The sequence below is a fragment of the Flavobacterium sp. B183 genome (assembly GCF_023539155.1).
Classification (GTDB): Bacteria; Bacteroidota; Bacteroidia; order Flavobacteriales; family Flavobacteriaceae; genus Flavobacterium; species Flavobacterium tructae.
In genome coordinates, this window is record NZ_CP097434.1 from 2785307 (window position 1) to 2800796 (window position 15490).

13 protein-coding genes are annotated in these 15490 nt (G+C 33.8%); 4 read left to right on the forward strand and 9 right to left on the reverse strand.

Features of this window, described 5'->3' with window-relative positions:
- Nucleotides 1-16 precede the first annotated feature (16 nt).
- From purU to M4I44_RS11840, 5 genes are all read right to left on the reverse strand, one after another.
- The gene (gene purU, locus M4I44_RS11820; protein WP_017498557.1) at nt 17-871 is read right to left on the reverse strand and encodes a formyltetrahydrofolate deformylase; all 855 of its coding nucleotides are present in this window, start codon (nt 869-871) and stop codon (nt 17-19) included.
- An 87-nt stretch (nt 872-958) separates the two neighbouring features.
- Nucleotides 959-1684 carry a DUF4197 domain-containing protein gene (locus M4I44_RS11825; protein ID WP_249964825.1) on the reverse strand — a complete coding sequence of 242 codons (726 nt, stop codon included), beginning with the start codon at nt 1682-1684 and terminating at the stop codon, nt 959-961.
- Between the two features lie 210 nt (nt 1685-1894).
- A complete protein-coding gene (locus tag M4I44_RS11830) occupies nt 1895-2527 on the reverse strand; it encodes a hypothetical protein (protein ID WP_017498559.1) in 633 nt (210 codons plus the stop codon).
- Nucleotides 2528-2575: 48 nt separating this feature from the next.
- Complete coding sequence (locus M4I44_RS11835) at nt 2576-2995, reverse strand: cytochrome c oxidase assembly factor Coa1 family protein (RefSeq protein WP_089077889.1); 420 nt, start codon at nt 2993-2995, stop codon at nt 2576-2578.
- A gap of 153 nt (nt 2996-3148) precedes the next feature.
- A complete protein-coding gene (locus tag M4I44_RS11840; RefSeq protein ID WP_249964826.1) occupies nt 3149-4723 on the reverse strand; it encodes a L,D-transpeptidase family protein in 1575 nt (524 codons plus the stop codon).
- A gap of 302 nt (nt 4724-5025) precedes the next feature.
- Here M4I44_RS11840 and M4I44_RS11845 point away from each other — a divergent pair, with 302 nt between their 5' ends.
- Together M4I44_RS11845 and M4I44_RS11850 are read left to right on the forward strand one after the other, a co-directional pair.
- Nucleotides 5026-8466 carry a methylmalonyl-CoA mutase family protein gene (locus M4I44_RS11845; protein WP_249964827.1) on the forward strand — a complete coding sequence of 1147 codons (3441 nt, stop codon included), beginning with the start codon at nt 5026-5028 and terminating at the stop codon, nt 8464-8466.
- 502 nt (nt 8467-8968) lie between these two features.
- Entirely contained in the window at nt 8969-10519 is a 1551-nt protein-coding gene (locus M4I44_RS11850; protein WP_249964828.1) for a reverse transcriptase domain-containing protein, read from the forward strand.
- Nucleotides 10520-10706: 187 nt separating this feature from the next.
- On the opposite strand, the gene M4I44_RS11855 is transcribed toward M4I44_RS11850, so the two are convergent.
- A complete protein-coding gene (locus M4I44_RS11855) occupies nt 10707-11087 on the reverse strand; it encodes a flagellar motor protein MotB (RefSeq protein WP_070906901.1) in 381 nt (126 codons plus the stop codon).
- A gap of 296 nt (nt 11088-11383) precedes the next feature.
- Here M4I44_RS11855 and M4I44_RS11860 point away from each other — a divergent pair, with 296 nt between their 5' ends.
- On the forward strand, nt 11384-11851 hold the full coding sequence (locus M4I44_RS11860) for a type ISP restriction/modification enzyme (RefSeq protein ID WP_249964829.1): 468 nt from the start codon (nt 11384-11386) through the stop codon (nt 11849-11851).
- Between the two features lie 52 nt (nt 11852-11903).
- On the opposite strand, the gene M4I44_RS11865 is transcribed toward M4I44_RS11860, so the two are convergent.
- The 3 genes from M4I44_RS11865 to M4I44_RS11875 all read right to left on the reverse strand — a co-directional run bounded on the left by M4I44_RS11865 (nt 11904) and on the right by M4I44_RS11875 (nt 13986).
- Complete coding sequence (locus M4I44_RS11865) at nt 11904-12290, reverse strand: hypothetical protein (protein ID WP_017498567.1); 387 nt, start codon at nt 12288-12290, stop codon at nt 11904-11906.
- Between the two features lie 362 nt (nt 12291-12652).
- Nucleotides 12653-13060: a T9SS type A sorting domain-containing protein gene (locus tag M4I44_RS11870; RefSeq protein WP_249964830.1), complete on the reverse strand. Its 408-nt coding sequence runs from the start codon at nt 13058-13060 to the stop codon at nt 12653-12655.
- A gap of 512 nt (nt 13061-13572) precedes the next feature.
- A complete protein-coding gene (locus tag M4I44_RS11875; protein WP_249964831.1) occupies nt 13573-13986 on the reverse strand; it encodes a T9SS type A sorting domain-containing protein in 414 nt (137 codons plus the stop codon).
- 447 nt (nt 13987-14433) lie between these two features.
- Between M4I44_RS11875 and M4I44_RS11880 the strand changes: the two genes are divergently transcribed.
- The gene (locus M4I44_RS11880) at nt 14434-15306 is read left to right on the forward strand and encodes an AraC family transcriptional regulator (RefSeq protein WP_017498570.1); all 873 of its coding nucleotides are present in this window, start codon (nt 14434-14436) and stop codon (nt 15304-15306) included.
- Nucleotides 15307-15490 lie beyond the last annotated feature (184 nt).

Consider the following 15490-nt stretch of genomic DNA (forward strand, 5'->3'; position numbering starts at 1 on the left):
CTCTGCTTCTTTGCACCTAAGAAAAAACAACTGTTTTGTTACTGTAAACTATTGTTTTTCTTTCGGCATGTAATTTTATGGCTCTGGCTAAAACGATGCGTTCTAAATCACGCCCTTTCATAATAAAATCCTCAACGGAATGTATGTGTGAAACTCTCGCAATATCCTGTTCAATAATCGGCCCTTCATCCAGTTGTTCCGTCACGTAGTGGCTGGTTGCTCCAATAATTTTTACACCTCGTTTAAAAGCCGAGTGATAAGGTTTGGCACCCGGGAAGGCCGGTAAAAACGAATGATGGATATTAATGATTTTATTTTCGTAAAGCGAAATCAATTTAGGTGTAACGATCTGCATATAACGCGCCAGGACAATGAAATTAATCTGGTATTTTTTTAACAGTTCAATTTGTTTGGCTTCACCTTCTTCTTTATTGTCTTTTGTAAATGGAACACAGTGAAACGGAATATTAAATCGTTCGGCAACTGATCGCAACTCGTTATGATTACTGATGATGACAGGAATTTCTATATTTAATTCGTTAGCACTGTAACGCCCAAGAATATCAAACAGACAATGATCGTATTTGGAGACAAACAAAGCCATTTTAGGTTTGTGTTCCTGATTGTACAATTCCCACGACATATTAAAGTCGGTTGCAATCGTTTTTGAAAAATCTTCTTTTATCGATTCGGCACTCACATGTTGATTGGTGAATTCACATTCCAGTCGCATAAAGAAGACATTTTGCTCTACATCAACATGCTGATCGATATAGGTAATATTTCCTTCGACTTTAGCAATAAAAGTGGTCACTGCGGCAATGATTCCTTTTTGATCTTTGCAGTGCATCAGAATGGTTATTTTTTGCATTTTGGTTTAGGTTATTGGTTAATCAGTTAATCGTTGATTTGTTCATTCGATTAAACGATTAACAAATCAACAATTTAACAACAAAAGCTATTTTTTGTCCTGCATAGCAAATACTTTCTTCAATAAAGGAGATGTTCTTACATTGATGTTGGTACGAATGTCTTTTTCTTCTACAGCAATCATTTTAAAAACACCTGCTAAAGCCTGATTTGTGGTATAATCAGTCAAATCCGGGTTTACTTTTCGAACTAATGGAATGGTGTTGTATTTCTTGATTATGTTTGTCCAGATTACATCAGCACCTACTTTTTCAAAAGAAGTTTTGATTACGGGATTGAATTTGCTGTACAAAGCGGTTGTAGTGCTATTTTGTAAATAACTGGTTGCAGCACTTTCGTTCCCCAATAAAATGTTTTTGGCATCGGTAAACGACATGTTTTTAACCGCAGAAACAAAGATTGGTGTAGCTTCTTTAACGGCATCTTCAGCGGCACGATTCATTGCTTTTATGCCTTCATCGGCAAGAGACGATAAACCAATTTTTCGTAAGGTAGCGTCAACTCTTTGCAGTTCTTCCGGCATTAAAATTTTTACCGCTTCATTTTTATAAAAACCATCCTCAGCGGTTAATTTGCTTACTTGCTTTGTAATTCCTTTGTTCAGGGCTTCTTTTAATCCCGAGGCAATATCAACATTTCCGGTGCCATTAATCTTTGACGATAATTGAGATAACTGATCTAAAGTTTTTTGTATCTGGGCATTAGAAGTGAAAGAAAATGTAAGTGTAAGTAACAGAAGTAGAATCTTTTTCATTAAAGTGTAATTTTATAAGTTTTCAAAAATACTACTTATTCAAAAATAAAGCCACAATTTTATTTCCGGAGAACAAACAATTTGTTGCAACCTTAACAATGGTTTTTTGTAGGTTCTAAGATGCTGAGGTTCTGAGGCACAAAGGTGCAAAGGAGCAAAGGTTTTAGTGAAATACTTCTTCTAAAAGTAAAGCCTTAGAACCTTAGTTTCTCAGTATTTTCTTTGGTCAATACCTCCATCAAGATTTTTTCGGGATATTTGTTTAATTCCGGTATTGGTATAAGAATAACTTGATGCTTCCGTCCATTTCCAATTGGAATTAGTATCATTATCTATGCCAACTGCCGAGTAGATAATTTTGATGTTATTGTCAGTTGTGGCCATTTTTAGCCAGAGAAAGAATTCTTTATTTTTGGGTGTAGTCTCATTTTTGGAACAATATTGCAGTCTTCCTAAAACTTCAGGATCTTCTTTAAACCATTGTTTTAAAAATCCTAAATGCGTTTCAGAGCATTGATATCCCAAGTTCAGAGCCCATAGAAATTTACATTTTAAATTGCTTTCATCGGCTTTTTTATCACTATCCCAGTAGCAGTCATGGTCAACACCAGTAGTAACAAATCCTAGTGCTGCCCGTTGTGGATCGGTTAATGTTTTAATATAATCTTCATTGAGCTTTAGGACGCCTTTTTTGTCTAGCCAGAGTATCTTAACATAATCAACCTGATTTGCAGTTGTTTTGATTTCTTGTTTTTGTTTTTCACTGTTTGATGGAGATGTCTGAGAGAAAGTACAGGAATAGAAACTCAGAAAGAACAAGAAAAAAAACGGACGTAGATTCATAATGTAGTATCGTAAACGGGATTTAGGTGAAGGTATTTTGTTTGTTTTTTATTTTTTTAGCAAATCAATTTTTTCTTTAGTGTCTTCCACATAAAGACTCATCTCATCGTATTTCCATGTTCCTTTTTTGGTTCCCACCACGTATAAAGTTCCTCTGCTTTTAGAACCCCTTATTGGAATTTGTAAGTTGCAATGCTCAACACTATTGCTTGAATTAACACTACCTGAGGCAACTCCATTGTCTTCAATAGGACTACCCAATTTTTCCAGCACTATTGCATTATGCTGCGCTTCGTTCATGGCAGATTTATAAGAATCAGATTCTTTGAGCATGGTGGTAACTCCAAAGACAAGTGCAGCTATAAACAAACCAAACAGTACCACAAGACTTAAACATCCGGTTGGAACAAACCATTTCCAGTTTCTGTCCCACCAGCTTTTTCTAACTTCAGTATAATCGTCTTCCATAAAAAAAAAGGGTAATTTTTAAATTTGCATTTGAGTTATTAAAGATACTATTATTCTTCCAAACTCTAAATTCAAATCTAAAATTACCCTATTAAAAATTACAGCTTCAATTACAGCTCTTTTGATGAAGCGAACGAACTAATTGGCTAAATTTTAGTTAGATACTACTCCCGTCTGAGGAGAAACCGTTTTGTTTAATTCAGCATCTCGCTCATAAACATCCTGAAAGAAACCAATTTCCCCATTTTCATTGACCAGCGAAGTAAAATAAGTAATATAAATAGGTACTTTTTTAGTTAGTTTAAAACTGTTTTCTGTTTTACCCGCCATAGCTTTATCTATTTTATCGGGAGTCCATTCAGGATAATCTTTAAGCATGGCAGTAGCTAATTCTTTTGCCATTTTTACGTTTATACAACCATGGCTGAACGTTCTTTTTTCAAAATCGAATAAAGTTTTAGACGGAGTATCATGCATATAGATGTCATCAGGGTTCGGAAACATAAATTTTACTAATCCTAATGAGTTTTCAGGACCCGGTTTTTGTCTCACCTGGCCATTTACTATTTCCATATTATGTTTGGCCAAATAATTTTTATCCTCAGCGATTTTACTTTTCAACTCATTGTTTACAATACTTTGCGGAACGGTCCAGTAAGGGCTAAAAACGATTCTCTCAATTTCGCCATTAAAAATGGTTGTTTTAGTTAATGGTGCTCCAACAAAGACACTCGAAGACAGTTGCACCTTCCCATTTTTTACATAAATCAATTCATACGAAGGAACGTTGACTAAAACATACTCATCGCAACCGACCATTTGATCCGAAATAGTACGACATCTCTCCATGTTAAGTTTTAGGGTCTCCATTTTATCGGCAAGAGGAACATTCATTTCTTTAATATGTTCTTCTGCTAAAATATAGTTAGGTTTGAAACCGTTACGAACTTTATACTTCATTACAGCATCCATTAATTCACGGTCGTAAACGTTACTTTTAGAATCATTTTTTAAATCTCCCAATAAGTATAAACGGGTTCTGACTTGGGCGATAGTATTTGAAACAGCATCCGGACGTAAATCTTTATAAGGTGTTTCTTCCGGAACAATAGGTTTCCATTTATTAGAACGGTCTAGTTTTTTATATTTTTTCAGTACGTCCTGTAATTTATAATATTGATCATAGGTTACTTTAACATTTTCAGTGGTCGAAGTAGAGGCTTCTTCGATTGTACTGTAATTTAAAAAATCTGTCAGCATAGCATCATACGACATTTTTTTCCCGGCATCTGCATTACTTTTTTTGGCGTAAGCAATATATAGAGAGCTCAAAAGCATATCTGCATCTATTTTAGACAGCTTTGTTGCTGAAGAAGAAAAAAGAGCATCGATTTCTTTTTGATAAGGAACAACCAAATCATTCGTTTTTTTAGCTTTTTGATATAATGCAGAACCAAATTCATTGATGGCATCTTCATCAAACCAAATAGTTCCCGGAGTTCTGTTTTTATATAAAGACATGACGTCAGACTTATATTTTTTCAAATCAGAATATCTTTTAAAGAAGTCATTTGAAATTTCGTTTACATTATCAGAACCTGAATTCTTGTAAACGGGCGCGACAGTTGAAGTTTTTTTATACGAAACGTTCTTATGATCAGTTTTGGCAAAAGAAGACACAAAAAAACTTAGAACTATAATTAGGCTGAGTGGATATAATGTTTTCATTTTTTAAATTTTTACGGTGTTACTTTTGTAGGTAGTTTTAAGTAAAAATTTGGGGTTTTTCTATACTACTAAATTACTTTATGATATTGATTTACAGGTTCTTGTATTTTGTTTAAATATTTCAAGATTTCCATGTTGTTAACATTTTTATAAGACTTATATAGGATAAATCAACTTAGTATTCAATTTGTTACCCCTCTAAAAGAAAAAAGATTTTTTTTTTTGTTAACAAAAAGATATTAGCATGATCAAATGTTGTAATATTTTGTAAATTGCTCCCTTAAAATTATCATATTCATAAAATGGAACAACAAATACCATATATTCCTAAAAATAAAGTAAGAATTGTAACCGCAGCCTCTCTTTTTGACGGACATGATGCAGCGATAAACATTATGCGTCGTATTATTCAGTCAACCGGAGTTGAGGTAATTCACCTTGGGCACGACCGTAGTGTTGAGGAAGTGGTAAATACTGCTATTCAGGAAGACGCGAATGCGATTGCGATGACATCGTATCAAGGAGGACATAATGAATATTTTAAATACATGTATGACTTGCTCAAAGAAAAAGGAGCAGGACACATTAAAATTTTTGGAGGCGGAGGCGGAGTAATCCTTCCAAGCGAAATTTCAGAATTACATGAATATGGTATTACAAGAATTTATTCTCCGGATGATGGTCGTTCTTTAGGTTTACAAGGAATGATTAATGATTTGGTTCAACGTTCAGATTATCCTATTGGAGATCAGTTAAACGGAGAAATCGATCATATCGAAAATAAAATTCCAACCGCAATTGCACGTCTGATTTCGGCAGCAGAAAACTTCCCTGAAATCGCAAAACCTGTTTTTGATCAGATTCACGAAAGCAATACCGATTCTAAAATTCCGGTTCTTGGAATCACCGGAACGGGTGGAGCCGGAAAATCATCTTTAGTGGATGAACTGGTTCGTCGCTTTTTAATTGATTTCCCTGAGAAAACAATCGGATTGATTTCTGTCGATCCGTCAAAAAGAAAAACAGGAGGAGCATTACTGGGTGACAGAATCCGTATGAATGCCATCAACAATCCTCGTGTGTATATGCGTTCGCTGGCAACACGTCAGTCGAATTTGGCCTTATCCAAATATGTTGCCGAAGCCATTCAAGTTTTAAAAGCAGCAAAATACGATTTGATCATTCTTGAAACTTCAGGAATCGGACAATCTGACACCGAGATTATGGACCATTCGGATGTATCCTTATATGTAATGACACCGGAGTTTGGAGCAGCAACACAATTAGAGAAAATCGACATGCTTGATTTTGCCGATTTGGTCGCTTTGAACAAGTTTGACAAAAGAGGTGCTCTTGACGCTATTCGTGACGTTAAAAAACAATACCAGCGCAATCATAATTTATGGGATAAAAATCCGGATGAAATGCCGGTTTTCGGAACCATTGCTTCTCAGTTTAACGATCCGGGCATGAACACGCTTTATAAAGCGATCATGGACAAGATTGTAGAGAAAACACAATCGGAGCTGAAATCTACTTTTCAGATTACGAAGGAAATGAGTGAGAAAATCTTCGTGATTCCACCACACAGAACCCGTTATTTATCTGAAATTGCAGAGAACAACCGATCTTATGATGAAATCGCAGCTTCACAGCAAAAAGTAGCACAGAAATTATACGGAATCTTTAAAACCATAGAATCGGTTTCAGGGAAAGTTCCGCAAATTAATAAAGCCGGAATCGATGAGGACAGCGTCATCCTGAGCGAAGCCGAGGGATTAGACGAAAACAGAATCTTTTTAAACCTGTTACTCAATCAGTTTGATAAAGTAAAAATGGATCTTGATCCGTACAATTGGGAAATTATTCTGAATTGGGATGAGAAAGTAGCCAAATATAAAAATCCGGTGTACAGCTTTAAAGTACGTGATAAAGAAATTAAAATCGCGACCCATTCAGAAAGCTTGTCGCATTTACAAATCCCAAAAATTGCTTTGCCTAAATATGAAGCTTGGGGAGATGTATTACGTTGGAATTTACAAGAAAACGTTCCGGGAGAATTTCCGTTTGCGTCAGGACTGTACCCGTTCAAACGTGAAGGTGAAGATCCGTCAAGAATGTTTGCAGGCGAGGGTGGTCCGGAAAGAACCAACAAGCGTTTTCATTATGTGAGTGCAGGATTACCGGCAAAACGACTATCGACTGCTTTTGATAGTGTGACTTTATACGGAAACGATCCTGATGTTCGTCCTGATATTTACGGAAAAATCGGTAATGCCGGAGTTTCGATTTGCTGTCTGGACGATGCTAAAAAACTGTATTCAGGTTTTGATCTGGTTCATGCTTTAACTTCGGTTAGTATGACTATTAACGGACCGGCACCTATGCTGTTAGGTTTCTTTATGAACGCGGCAATCGATCAGCAATGTGAGATTTACATTAAAGCCAACGAATTAGAAAAAGAAGTTGAAGCAAAAATCAACAAAATATACAAGGAAAAAGGAACAGAACGTCCGAAATACCAAGGTGATCTACCGGAAGGAAACAACGGTTTGGGGTTAATGCTTTTGGGGGTTACCGGAGATCAGGTTTTGCCTTTGGATGTGTATAACGATATTAAAGTAAAAACCTTATCACAGGTTCGTGGAACCGTTCAGGCTGATATTTTAAAAGAAGATCAGGCACAAAACACCTGTATTTTCTCTACTGAATTTGCATTGCGATTGATGGGTGACGTTCAGGAATATTTTATTACACAAAACGTTCGTAATTTTTACTCCGTTTCGATTTCAGGATATCATATTGCTGAGGCAGGAGCGAACCCAATTACACAGTTGGCTTTCACGCTTTCAAATGGTTTCACTTACGTGGAATATTACTTAAGCCGTGGCATGAGCATTAACGATTTTGGACCAAACTTATCGTTCTTCTTCTCAAATGGAGTAGATCCGGAATATTCAGTAATCGGACGTGTGGCACGTAAAATTTGGGCAAAAGCCATGAAAAACAAATACGGAGCCAACGAAAGAGCGCAGATGCTAAAATATCATATTCAAACTTCCGGACGTTCCTTACACGCACAGGAAATTGATTTTAATGATATTCGTACCACTTTACAGGCTTTGTATGCGATTTACGACAACTGTAATTCATTGCATACGAACGCTTATGATGAAGCGATTACCACACCAACCGAAGAATCAGTGCGTAGAGCCATGGCGATTCAGTTGATTATCAATAAAGAATTAGGACTGGCGAAAAATGAAAACCCAATCCAGGGATCGTTTATCATCGAAGAATTAACCGACTTAGTAGAAGCTGCCGTTTTACAGGAATTCGACCGCATCACAGAGCGTGGCGGAGTTTTGGGAGCTATGGAAACCATGTACCAACGTTCTAAAATTCAGGAAGAAAGCTTGTATTACGAAACCTTAAAACATAACGGAGACTTCCCAATTGTGGGGGTAAACACCTTCCTGAGCTCAAAAGGATCTCCAACGGTAATTCCGGCAGAAGTAATTCGCGCCACCGAAGAAGAAAAACAATATCAAATTACGATGCTCGATAACTTACACCAGTTACACGAAGCAAAAGTAAACGAGCACCTGCGTCAACTACAGGAAGCCGCCATTAAAAACGAAAATTTATTCGCCCATTTAATGGAAGCGACTAAGGTTTGTTCGTTAGGGCAGATTACTTCGGCCTTGTTTGAAGTAGGCGGGCAGTATAGAAGGAATATGTAGAATCTTTTTGATTTTATTTTGTGGAAAACCTCTCAGAAATGGGAGGTTTTTTTGTATGTAAAAATATTTCAAAATGAGGGAAACCGTAATGTAATTTGAAAAATATTTAATTAATTTGAAAAATAAGAATAAATAATAGTGAATAAGAGAAGGAGCCGAAAAATACGTTTTATGGTATAGAGTAAATCTAACTCAACATTAAACGCTGTTGAGGAGGTCTAATTTCAGATATGCAAGAGAATATTGAATAAATTTCTCCTAAGCAATCTGTTATTCCCAGCGCTGTTAATAACAGATTGCTTAGGGATAATATGACTGGAATGTACTTATAGATGACTGGTTCTTTCATAGAATTAGATTTAATTTGTAAAGTTACAACAATAATTACCCGACTTGAAGGAGCGATGTTCTGGCATCAATAACGCATGTATTTTTCACATAATAAAATTTGTAAAAGCAATGCTTCGTAGTCACCTTCTCTTTTTTCACTTTAAAAATTAATATGGCTGTAAATATACCAGTAGAAAAAAACAAAGATTGGTTCAAATTAAAACGATATCCTCATATTGGTTTTCCTTTAAAGGCTAAAGATCGTGTTGTTTGGATTGAAGATTATGTTACCAATCCTGAAAGAATTTCTCAACATGCTTTTCTTCCTTTTATTCATAAAAAAAGTAAAGTCAGAAAATTCAGAAAGGTTTATTCAAAAAAAACTGGAATACTAAAATATACTGATGTAAATGGAAAGAAAAAAACTCGTGTTGCAAGTACTAAAGAGCGCGAACTGTTTTATGCTGGACATCTCGATTCTCTAATTTATAGTTATTATGCAGAACTATTAACCAAAAATTATGAGAAAGTAATTTTGGACAAAAAATTATCTCAGGTAATTACTGCATACAGGAAGATTCCATTTAAAGAAAATTCAAAGAAAAATAAATGTAATATTGATTTTGCGGTAGATGTTTTTAAATCAATAAAAGATTATCCTCCAAATCATTTTATAGTTATTGCCTTTGATATTACTGGATTTTTCGATAATCTAAATCATCAAAAGCTAAGAACAAAATGGAATGAAATTATTGGTAATTTAGAAAATCCGATGCCAAAAGATCATTTCAATGTTTTTAAGAGTATAACAAGATTTAGCTATATTGATTTAGTTGATATTTTTAAAGAATTTCAAAATAATATTTTTGTTAAAACAACTAAAAATCAGAAAAAAGTTATAACAAGAAAGAGGGTCTCAAAAATTAAATATTTAAAGAAATCTGATGCTGTTTCATTTTGTACAAAAGAAGAATTTATTTTAAAAAATAAAAAACTTGTCAAAAAGTCTAAATATGTTAGAGATGAAAATGGTATAGTTAGAATAAAAGACTTTGGAATCCCGCAAGGATCACCTATCAGTTCAATTTTGGCAAATATTTACATGTTAGATTTTGATTTTGAAGTTAATGAGTACATTAAAGATATTAACGGTATTTACAAGAGATACTCTGATGATATGGTTGTAGTATGTCCGTTAGATAAAAAACAAGAAGTCATTTCACTTTTTGATAAAAAGATTCAAGAAATCAATTTAAAAATTCAAAATAAAAAAACTCAGATATTTCACTTTCATAGAGATGGTGATCATTTAAAATGTGGTCAAGAATTTGAAAAGTTAATTAATTTTGATAAAAACTTTATTTATTTAGGACTAGAATTCGATGGCACTGATGTAAAAATAAAATCTGCTAGTTTATCTGGATTTTATAGAAAAATGAAACGAACAATTAAAAGGGCAAAACATTTTTCAAGCTCTTCCAGTTCAAAATACCCAGGAGAACTATTTAAACGAAGATTGCTAAATAGATTTACCTATAAAGGAGCCACTCGAAGAAGAAAGTATATTTATAATCATGCAAAAAAATACTTTGAAGTATCAACACACTTTGATTGGGGGAATTTTTTGTCATATGCCTATAAAGCACGTGCTATAAAATTTTCAAATAAAATAAAAAGCCAAACTAAAAGACATTGGAATAAAATAGAGAAACTACTTAAATAGTAATCCCCCGCTCGTGCCCCCTGCTAGTGTTAGCGTCCTGTTCTTGAACTCAAAGTTTATTTTCCCAAGTTTGTTATCTAAACTAAAAGGAGAAACCTTCGTATGCTGAACACGCACTGATGTGGAGCTACTTGCGAAGATTTCTTCTTACGTCGAAATGACAATGTTGTGGTTGTTTTTTAGCGAATTAAGCTTTCTTCTTTACCGGAACTTTTGTTTTTAATTTTTCAATAAGAGCGTCGGCTTCCTGATATAGGGAAATTGATCGCAGCGATTCTGCGTAGCGGTAATAATATTCAGGTTCTAAATCGGTGGTAAGAGCGAAAAGCTCGCGATACCATTTTGCGGCTTTGTCCAAATTACATTTGGCGTAAGAGGAGTTTCCTAATTTTTGAAATAAATCTACAGATTTATAGCCTTTTGCTGCAACCCTTTCGTAGGTTTTCATCACATCAACATAGGCATATTTATCGCTTACTTTATCGGTTTGATACAATTTTTCGCTTTGAGCAGAGACACGAATAGAAAACAGAGTCAATAGCATTACAATAGCTAGTTTTTCTTTCATGAAAATGGATTTAAATGGGGACTTGATATTATTTTTATTTTTTTTGAACAATTTAAAAGCAAGAGAATTATTTAATGTTAGTTGATTGTGTTTTTTGCAAATATATCTAAATCAGTAATATAACATGCATTTTGGCGATGTTTTTTTGACTTTATCGATAAAATTAGAGTCGAAAACAATGGTAAAATCTTGTCTGGTAAATAATTTCTTATGGATATAAAAACGTTTAAGGCTTGAAATTATTTTAGTTGCGCTAAAAAATAATCTAACTTTATAAAGATTTAGAGAGTGGGAGTATGAGAATTGAAGACTATTTAAATAAAATAAATGATTTACGTCTTGTAGAAAATAGAGTTGGGCTTCGTATTAATGCTGAGTTGGAAGAGCTTATTTTAAAAACAGTGTTAGAGAACAGCCAAAGCTATTTCAGGCTGGAGATGCTTTTTCAAAAAGCAGACAATACTAGTGTGACATTAAATCCCGTAACTTTTGAATTTATTGCCAATTGTTGCGGCTTGCTGTTTATGGATGAGAAAGAAACTGGAAATGTTTGTTTTGCGCACAGTCCGGAATTACGACCTGAGTTTAAACAAAGCTTTACGGCAATTGATGTTTTAGATTTAAGTTATGCTATTTTGCATTCGTCACTTTATAGCGAAGATTTAAAAGTAGGCGAATTAAAAATTCCTATACCGAAAGATGTTGCTGTATTTTGGAAATTAGTTCAAATAGGAGAGGAATTACGAGGGAAAGAAAAGGAATAAGCAAAAAAAAGCATCAGCCCCGCTGATGCTTTTCAATTTCAAGTAAAAACAATTAGCGACGGAAAGCAGGGCTTTTGTTCACTGATTCGTCCATCTTTACAGTTTTTGATTTCTTAGCAGAAACCGTGATTTCATGTTTGGCAACTTTACCATTTTCTTTTACTTCCAGGATGTAAGTTCCGGCAGGATATGCCTCTAAACTTAAAGTTTTTGACGTTTCTAACTGGTTTGAAGCAGTTTCTCCTGTGTAAACCAAGTTATTGTTTTCGTCATAGATAGTAAAAACTGATTTCTCAATGGAGTTTAAAGTAAAACTAACTACTTTTCCATTTCCGGTTTTTATATTCAAAATATAATCCCCTTTTCCATCAAATGCATACGTAAAAATTGTTGTTAGAAATACGGCAACAACTAAGCCCACCTTCGTTAAATTTGTCATGTCTTTTTTAATTGTTTATTACTCATTTTGCAACGCGTAAAACTACAAATAGAAATTTAATTTTATGCAAAAAACTTACTTTTTTCAATACTTAAATTGCTGAATTAAAGATGTTTCTGTGTTTTACGTGAACTATGTACGTATTTACTGGGATGATGGATGTTTTTATTTTGATTTTTTTTTATAGTGTGTAAACTACTCTTTTATAATTATTAAGAATATTTTTCTAAAAATATAAAAATCAGTTGTTTGAGATGAGAGAAGGACATAAAAAAACAGCTCAATAACGACAAAGAGCTGTTTAAAACGTACTATTTTCACTAACTAAATAAATTCGCTTTTTTTGGGTAAGGGGTAAAATTTTAACGTGCAGCGACACTTGTTTTTTTGGCAGAAAAACCTGCTTTATAACTCGATGAAATTGCTTTTCTGGAAAGTACCGTAGTAGCTTCAGTAATAGTAATTTCATGTCTTACTTTTTTGATGTTGTCCTCAACTTCCAGAAAGTAGGTTCCTGCTGGGAGTTCTTCCAGATTAAAAGTTCTCAATATCCCATCTTTACCTGAAGCATTTTCAGTATAAAGTAAGCTACCGTCTTTATCATAAATTGCCAGGTTTGCTTTTTGCACTTTGTTCAGGGCAAATGCAATTAGCTTTCCGTTGGCTTTTAATACATGAAGATTAAAATCTTCATTCCCGTCAATTGCATATGTACTCATTCCGGTGAAAAGTACTGCACATACTAAACTTAATTTTAAAATCTTTTTCATGACTTTTAGTTTTTAGATTAATAATTCTAATTATCTGATGCTAAATTACTTATGAAACAATGGTTTTCTCACAACTCTGTTTTCTTATTTCTATGCTATATTCTCATTTACGAAACCGTTATAGGTTAAAATTTGAATTATTTTTAGCGTTAGTGTTAATTCTGCGATTATATTTTAATGTTTTCATAAAGTTAAGGCAATGTGGTTTAGTTTCTCATTCTTACAAAACGTGTGTTTTAGGATTTAACCGCAAGGTGCGCAAAGTTTTCTTCTATCTTTTTTATACAACCGCAAAGTTCGCAAAGCTAATTATTGATAAAGCCTTGCGAACTTTGCGGTTACTACACGTAATTTGGGATAAAAAAACTTTGCGCACCTTGCGGTTAATCCCGTTAGTTTATAAGCAAAAAAAAACAGCTCAATAACCACAAAGAGCTGTTTTAAAACAATCACGTTTTTACTTTACTAACTATCTAACCTCATTTTTATACTTTATGAAAGCATAAACTTTTTTAACGTACTGCTACGTTTGAATTTTGAGCAGTGAAATCTGCTTTATAGGTAGATGAAATTGCTTTTGCAGATAATATTGATTTGTCATCTGTAATTGTAATTTCATGTCTTATTTTTTTAACGTTGTCTTCTACTTCTAAGAAATAGGTTCCTTCCGGAAATTCTTCTAAACTAAAGGTTCTTAAAATTCCTTCTTTACCTGAAGCATTTTCAGTGTAGATTAATGAACCGTTTTGGTCATAAATACTCAAACTGGCTTTTTGCACCTGGTTTAGAGCAAACGTAATTAGCTTTCCATTACCCTTTAATACGTGAAGGTTAAAGTTGTTGTTACCATTTTCATCAATTGCATAAGTGCTTATTCCTGAAAAGAGTACCGCACAGACTAAACTTAATTTTAAAATGTTTTTCATAGCTTTTCGTTTTAAATGATTCGTTCAATTCTCTGAAGCTAAATTACTTGAGAACCGGATTTTTTTTCGCAACTCTATTTGCCAATTTATGTGCTGTATTCTCATTTACGAAACCGTTATAGGTTAAAATTTGAATTATTATAGGTGTTTTTGTTAATTGCGTTGTTATTTTTCAATGATTTTAAATTTTGAACAATCTATGAATACATCTATAATTCTTACATATATATTGTATACTTATAAAAAGACCTGATTAAATAGGATATATTAAAAAAAGATTGGAAAAAAAACGAGTATAAAAAAAATACGGGAATAATTGTGATTTTGAATTTAGTGTTTTTTGGGTTTTTTATGATATATTCTCATTTACGAAACCGTTATAGGTTAAAATATGAATTATGTTAGGTGATTTTGTTAAATTCGCTATTATTTTCTAAAAACTTTATCATGAAGACGATTGCCCCTGCTCTTGAAGTGATATCTAATTCTTACGGAAGCTCCTTTACGTATACCAAACATGCGGAAAAAACGAACAGTAAGGCACATTTATGGCATTATCATCCCGAAATTGAGCTGGTTTACATCAATGGGGGAGCAGGTAAAAGACAAATAGGAAGCCATGTTTCGTATTACACCAATGGCAGTTTACTTTTAATAGGGGCCAACCTGCCACATTGTGGTTTTACGAATGAAATGACGGGAAATACAGACGAAACGGTCATTCATATTAAACCTGAATTTTTGGGCAATGATTTTTTTGTAGCACCCGAAATGAAAAAAGTTCGAAATGTTTTGAATCAGTCAAAAGGAGGAATTGCTTTTGGAGGAGAAACGAAGAAAAAAGTAGGTAAAAGAATCGAGATGATGGAAAATCAGCTTCCGTTTGAACGTTTGCTTACACTTTTAAGTATTTTGGATGAGTTAGATTCATCAGAAGAATATACGGTTCTAAATGCAGATGGTTTTTCGTTAGAATTGCAGACTCAGGATAATGACCGAATGAATGTAATCTTTAATTATGTGAAAGATCATTTTCAGGAATCGATTGCCATTGATGAAGTTTCGAATCTGATAAGTATGACAACACCTTCTTTTTGTCGTTACTTTAAAAAAATCTCCAATAAAACGTTTACCGAATTTGTAAACGAATACCGTTTGGTACATGCTTCAAAGCTTTTAGCAGAGAAACCAATAAGTATTAATGAAGTTTGTTATGAAAGTGGATTCAATAATTTTAGTCACTTTAGTAAATCTTTTAAACAGTACACCGGTAAAAGTGCGTCTCAATACCGCAATGAACATAAAATTGTCATTCAGTAAAACTTTTGTAGTTGCACAGAGACTTACGAAGAAATCACACAGAGATTCACGAAAAAAAGCACAGAGATACACGAAGTTTTTTAATCTTTTGTGTATCTCTGCGTGTTCTTTGTGTCTCTTTGTGGAATTCTGTTGTTTCAAAATCACACAGAGACTCGCGAAAAAAAGCACAGAGATACACGAA

Bases quoted from the DNA above. Each gene is read 5' to 3' on its own strand.
- M4I44_RS11845 (WP_249964827.1), top strand. From the start codon at position 5,026: ATGGAACAACAAATACCATATATTCCTAAAAATAAAGTAAGAATTGTA.
- M4I44_RS11880 (WP_017498570.1), top strand. From the start codon at position 14,434: ATGAAGACGATTGCCCCTGCTCTTGAAGTGATATCTAATTCTTACGGA.
- M4I44_RS11870 (WP_249964830.1), bottom strand. From the start codon at position 13,060: ATGAAAAAGATTTTAAAATTAAGTTTAGTATGTGCAGTACTTTTCACC.
- purU (WP_017498557.1), bottom strand. From the start codon at position 871: ATGCAAAAAATAACCATTCTGATGCACTGCAAAGATCAAAAAGGAATC.
- M4I44_RS11850 (WP_249964828.1), top strand. From the start codon at position 8,969: ATGGCTGTAAATATACCAGTAGAAAAAAACAAAGATTGGTTCAAATTA.
- M4I44_RS11855 (WP_070906901.1), bottom strand. From the start codon at position 11,087: ATGAAAGAAAAACTAGCTATTGTAATGCTATTGACTCTGTTTTCTATT.
- M4I44_RS11840 (WP_249964826.1), bottom strand. From the start codon at position 4,723: ATGAAAACATTATATCCACTCAGCCTAATTATAGTTCTAAGTTTTTTT.
- M4I44_RS11835 (WP_089077889.1), bottom strand. From the start codon at position 2,995: ATGGAAGACGATTATACTGAAGTTAGAAAAAGCTGGTGGGACAGAAAC.
- M4I44_RS11825 (WP_249964825.1), bottom strand. From the start codon at position 1,684: ATGAAAAAGATTCTACTTCTGTTACTTACACTTACATTTTCTTTCACT.
- M4I44_RS11875 (WP_249964831.1), bottom strand. From the start codon at position 13,986: ATGAAAAACATTTTAAAATTAAGTTTAGTCTGTGCGGTACTCTTTTCA.
- M4I44_RS11830 (WP_017498559.1), bottom strand. From the start codon at position 2,527: ATGAATCTACGTCCGTTTTTTTTCTTGTTCTTTCTGAGTTTCTATTCC.
- M4I44_RS11865 (WP_017498567.1), bottom strand. From the start codon at position 12,290: ATGACAAATTTAACGAAGGTGGGCTTAGTTGTTGCCGTATTTCTAACA.
- M4I44_RS11860 (WP_249964829.1), top strand. From the start codon at position 11,384: ATGAGAATTGAAGACTATTTAAATAAAATAAATGATTTACGTCTTGTA.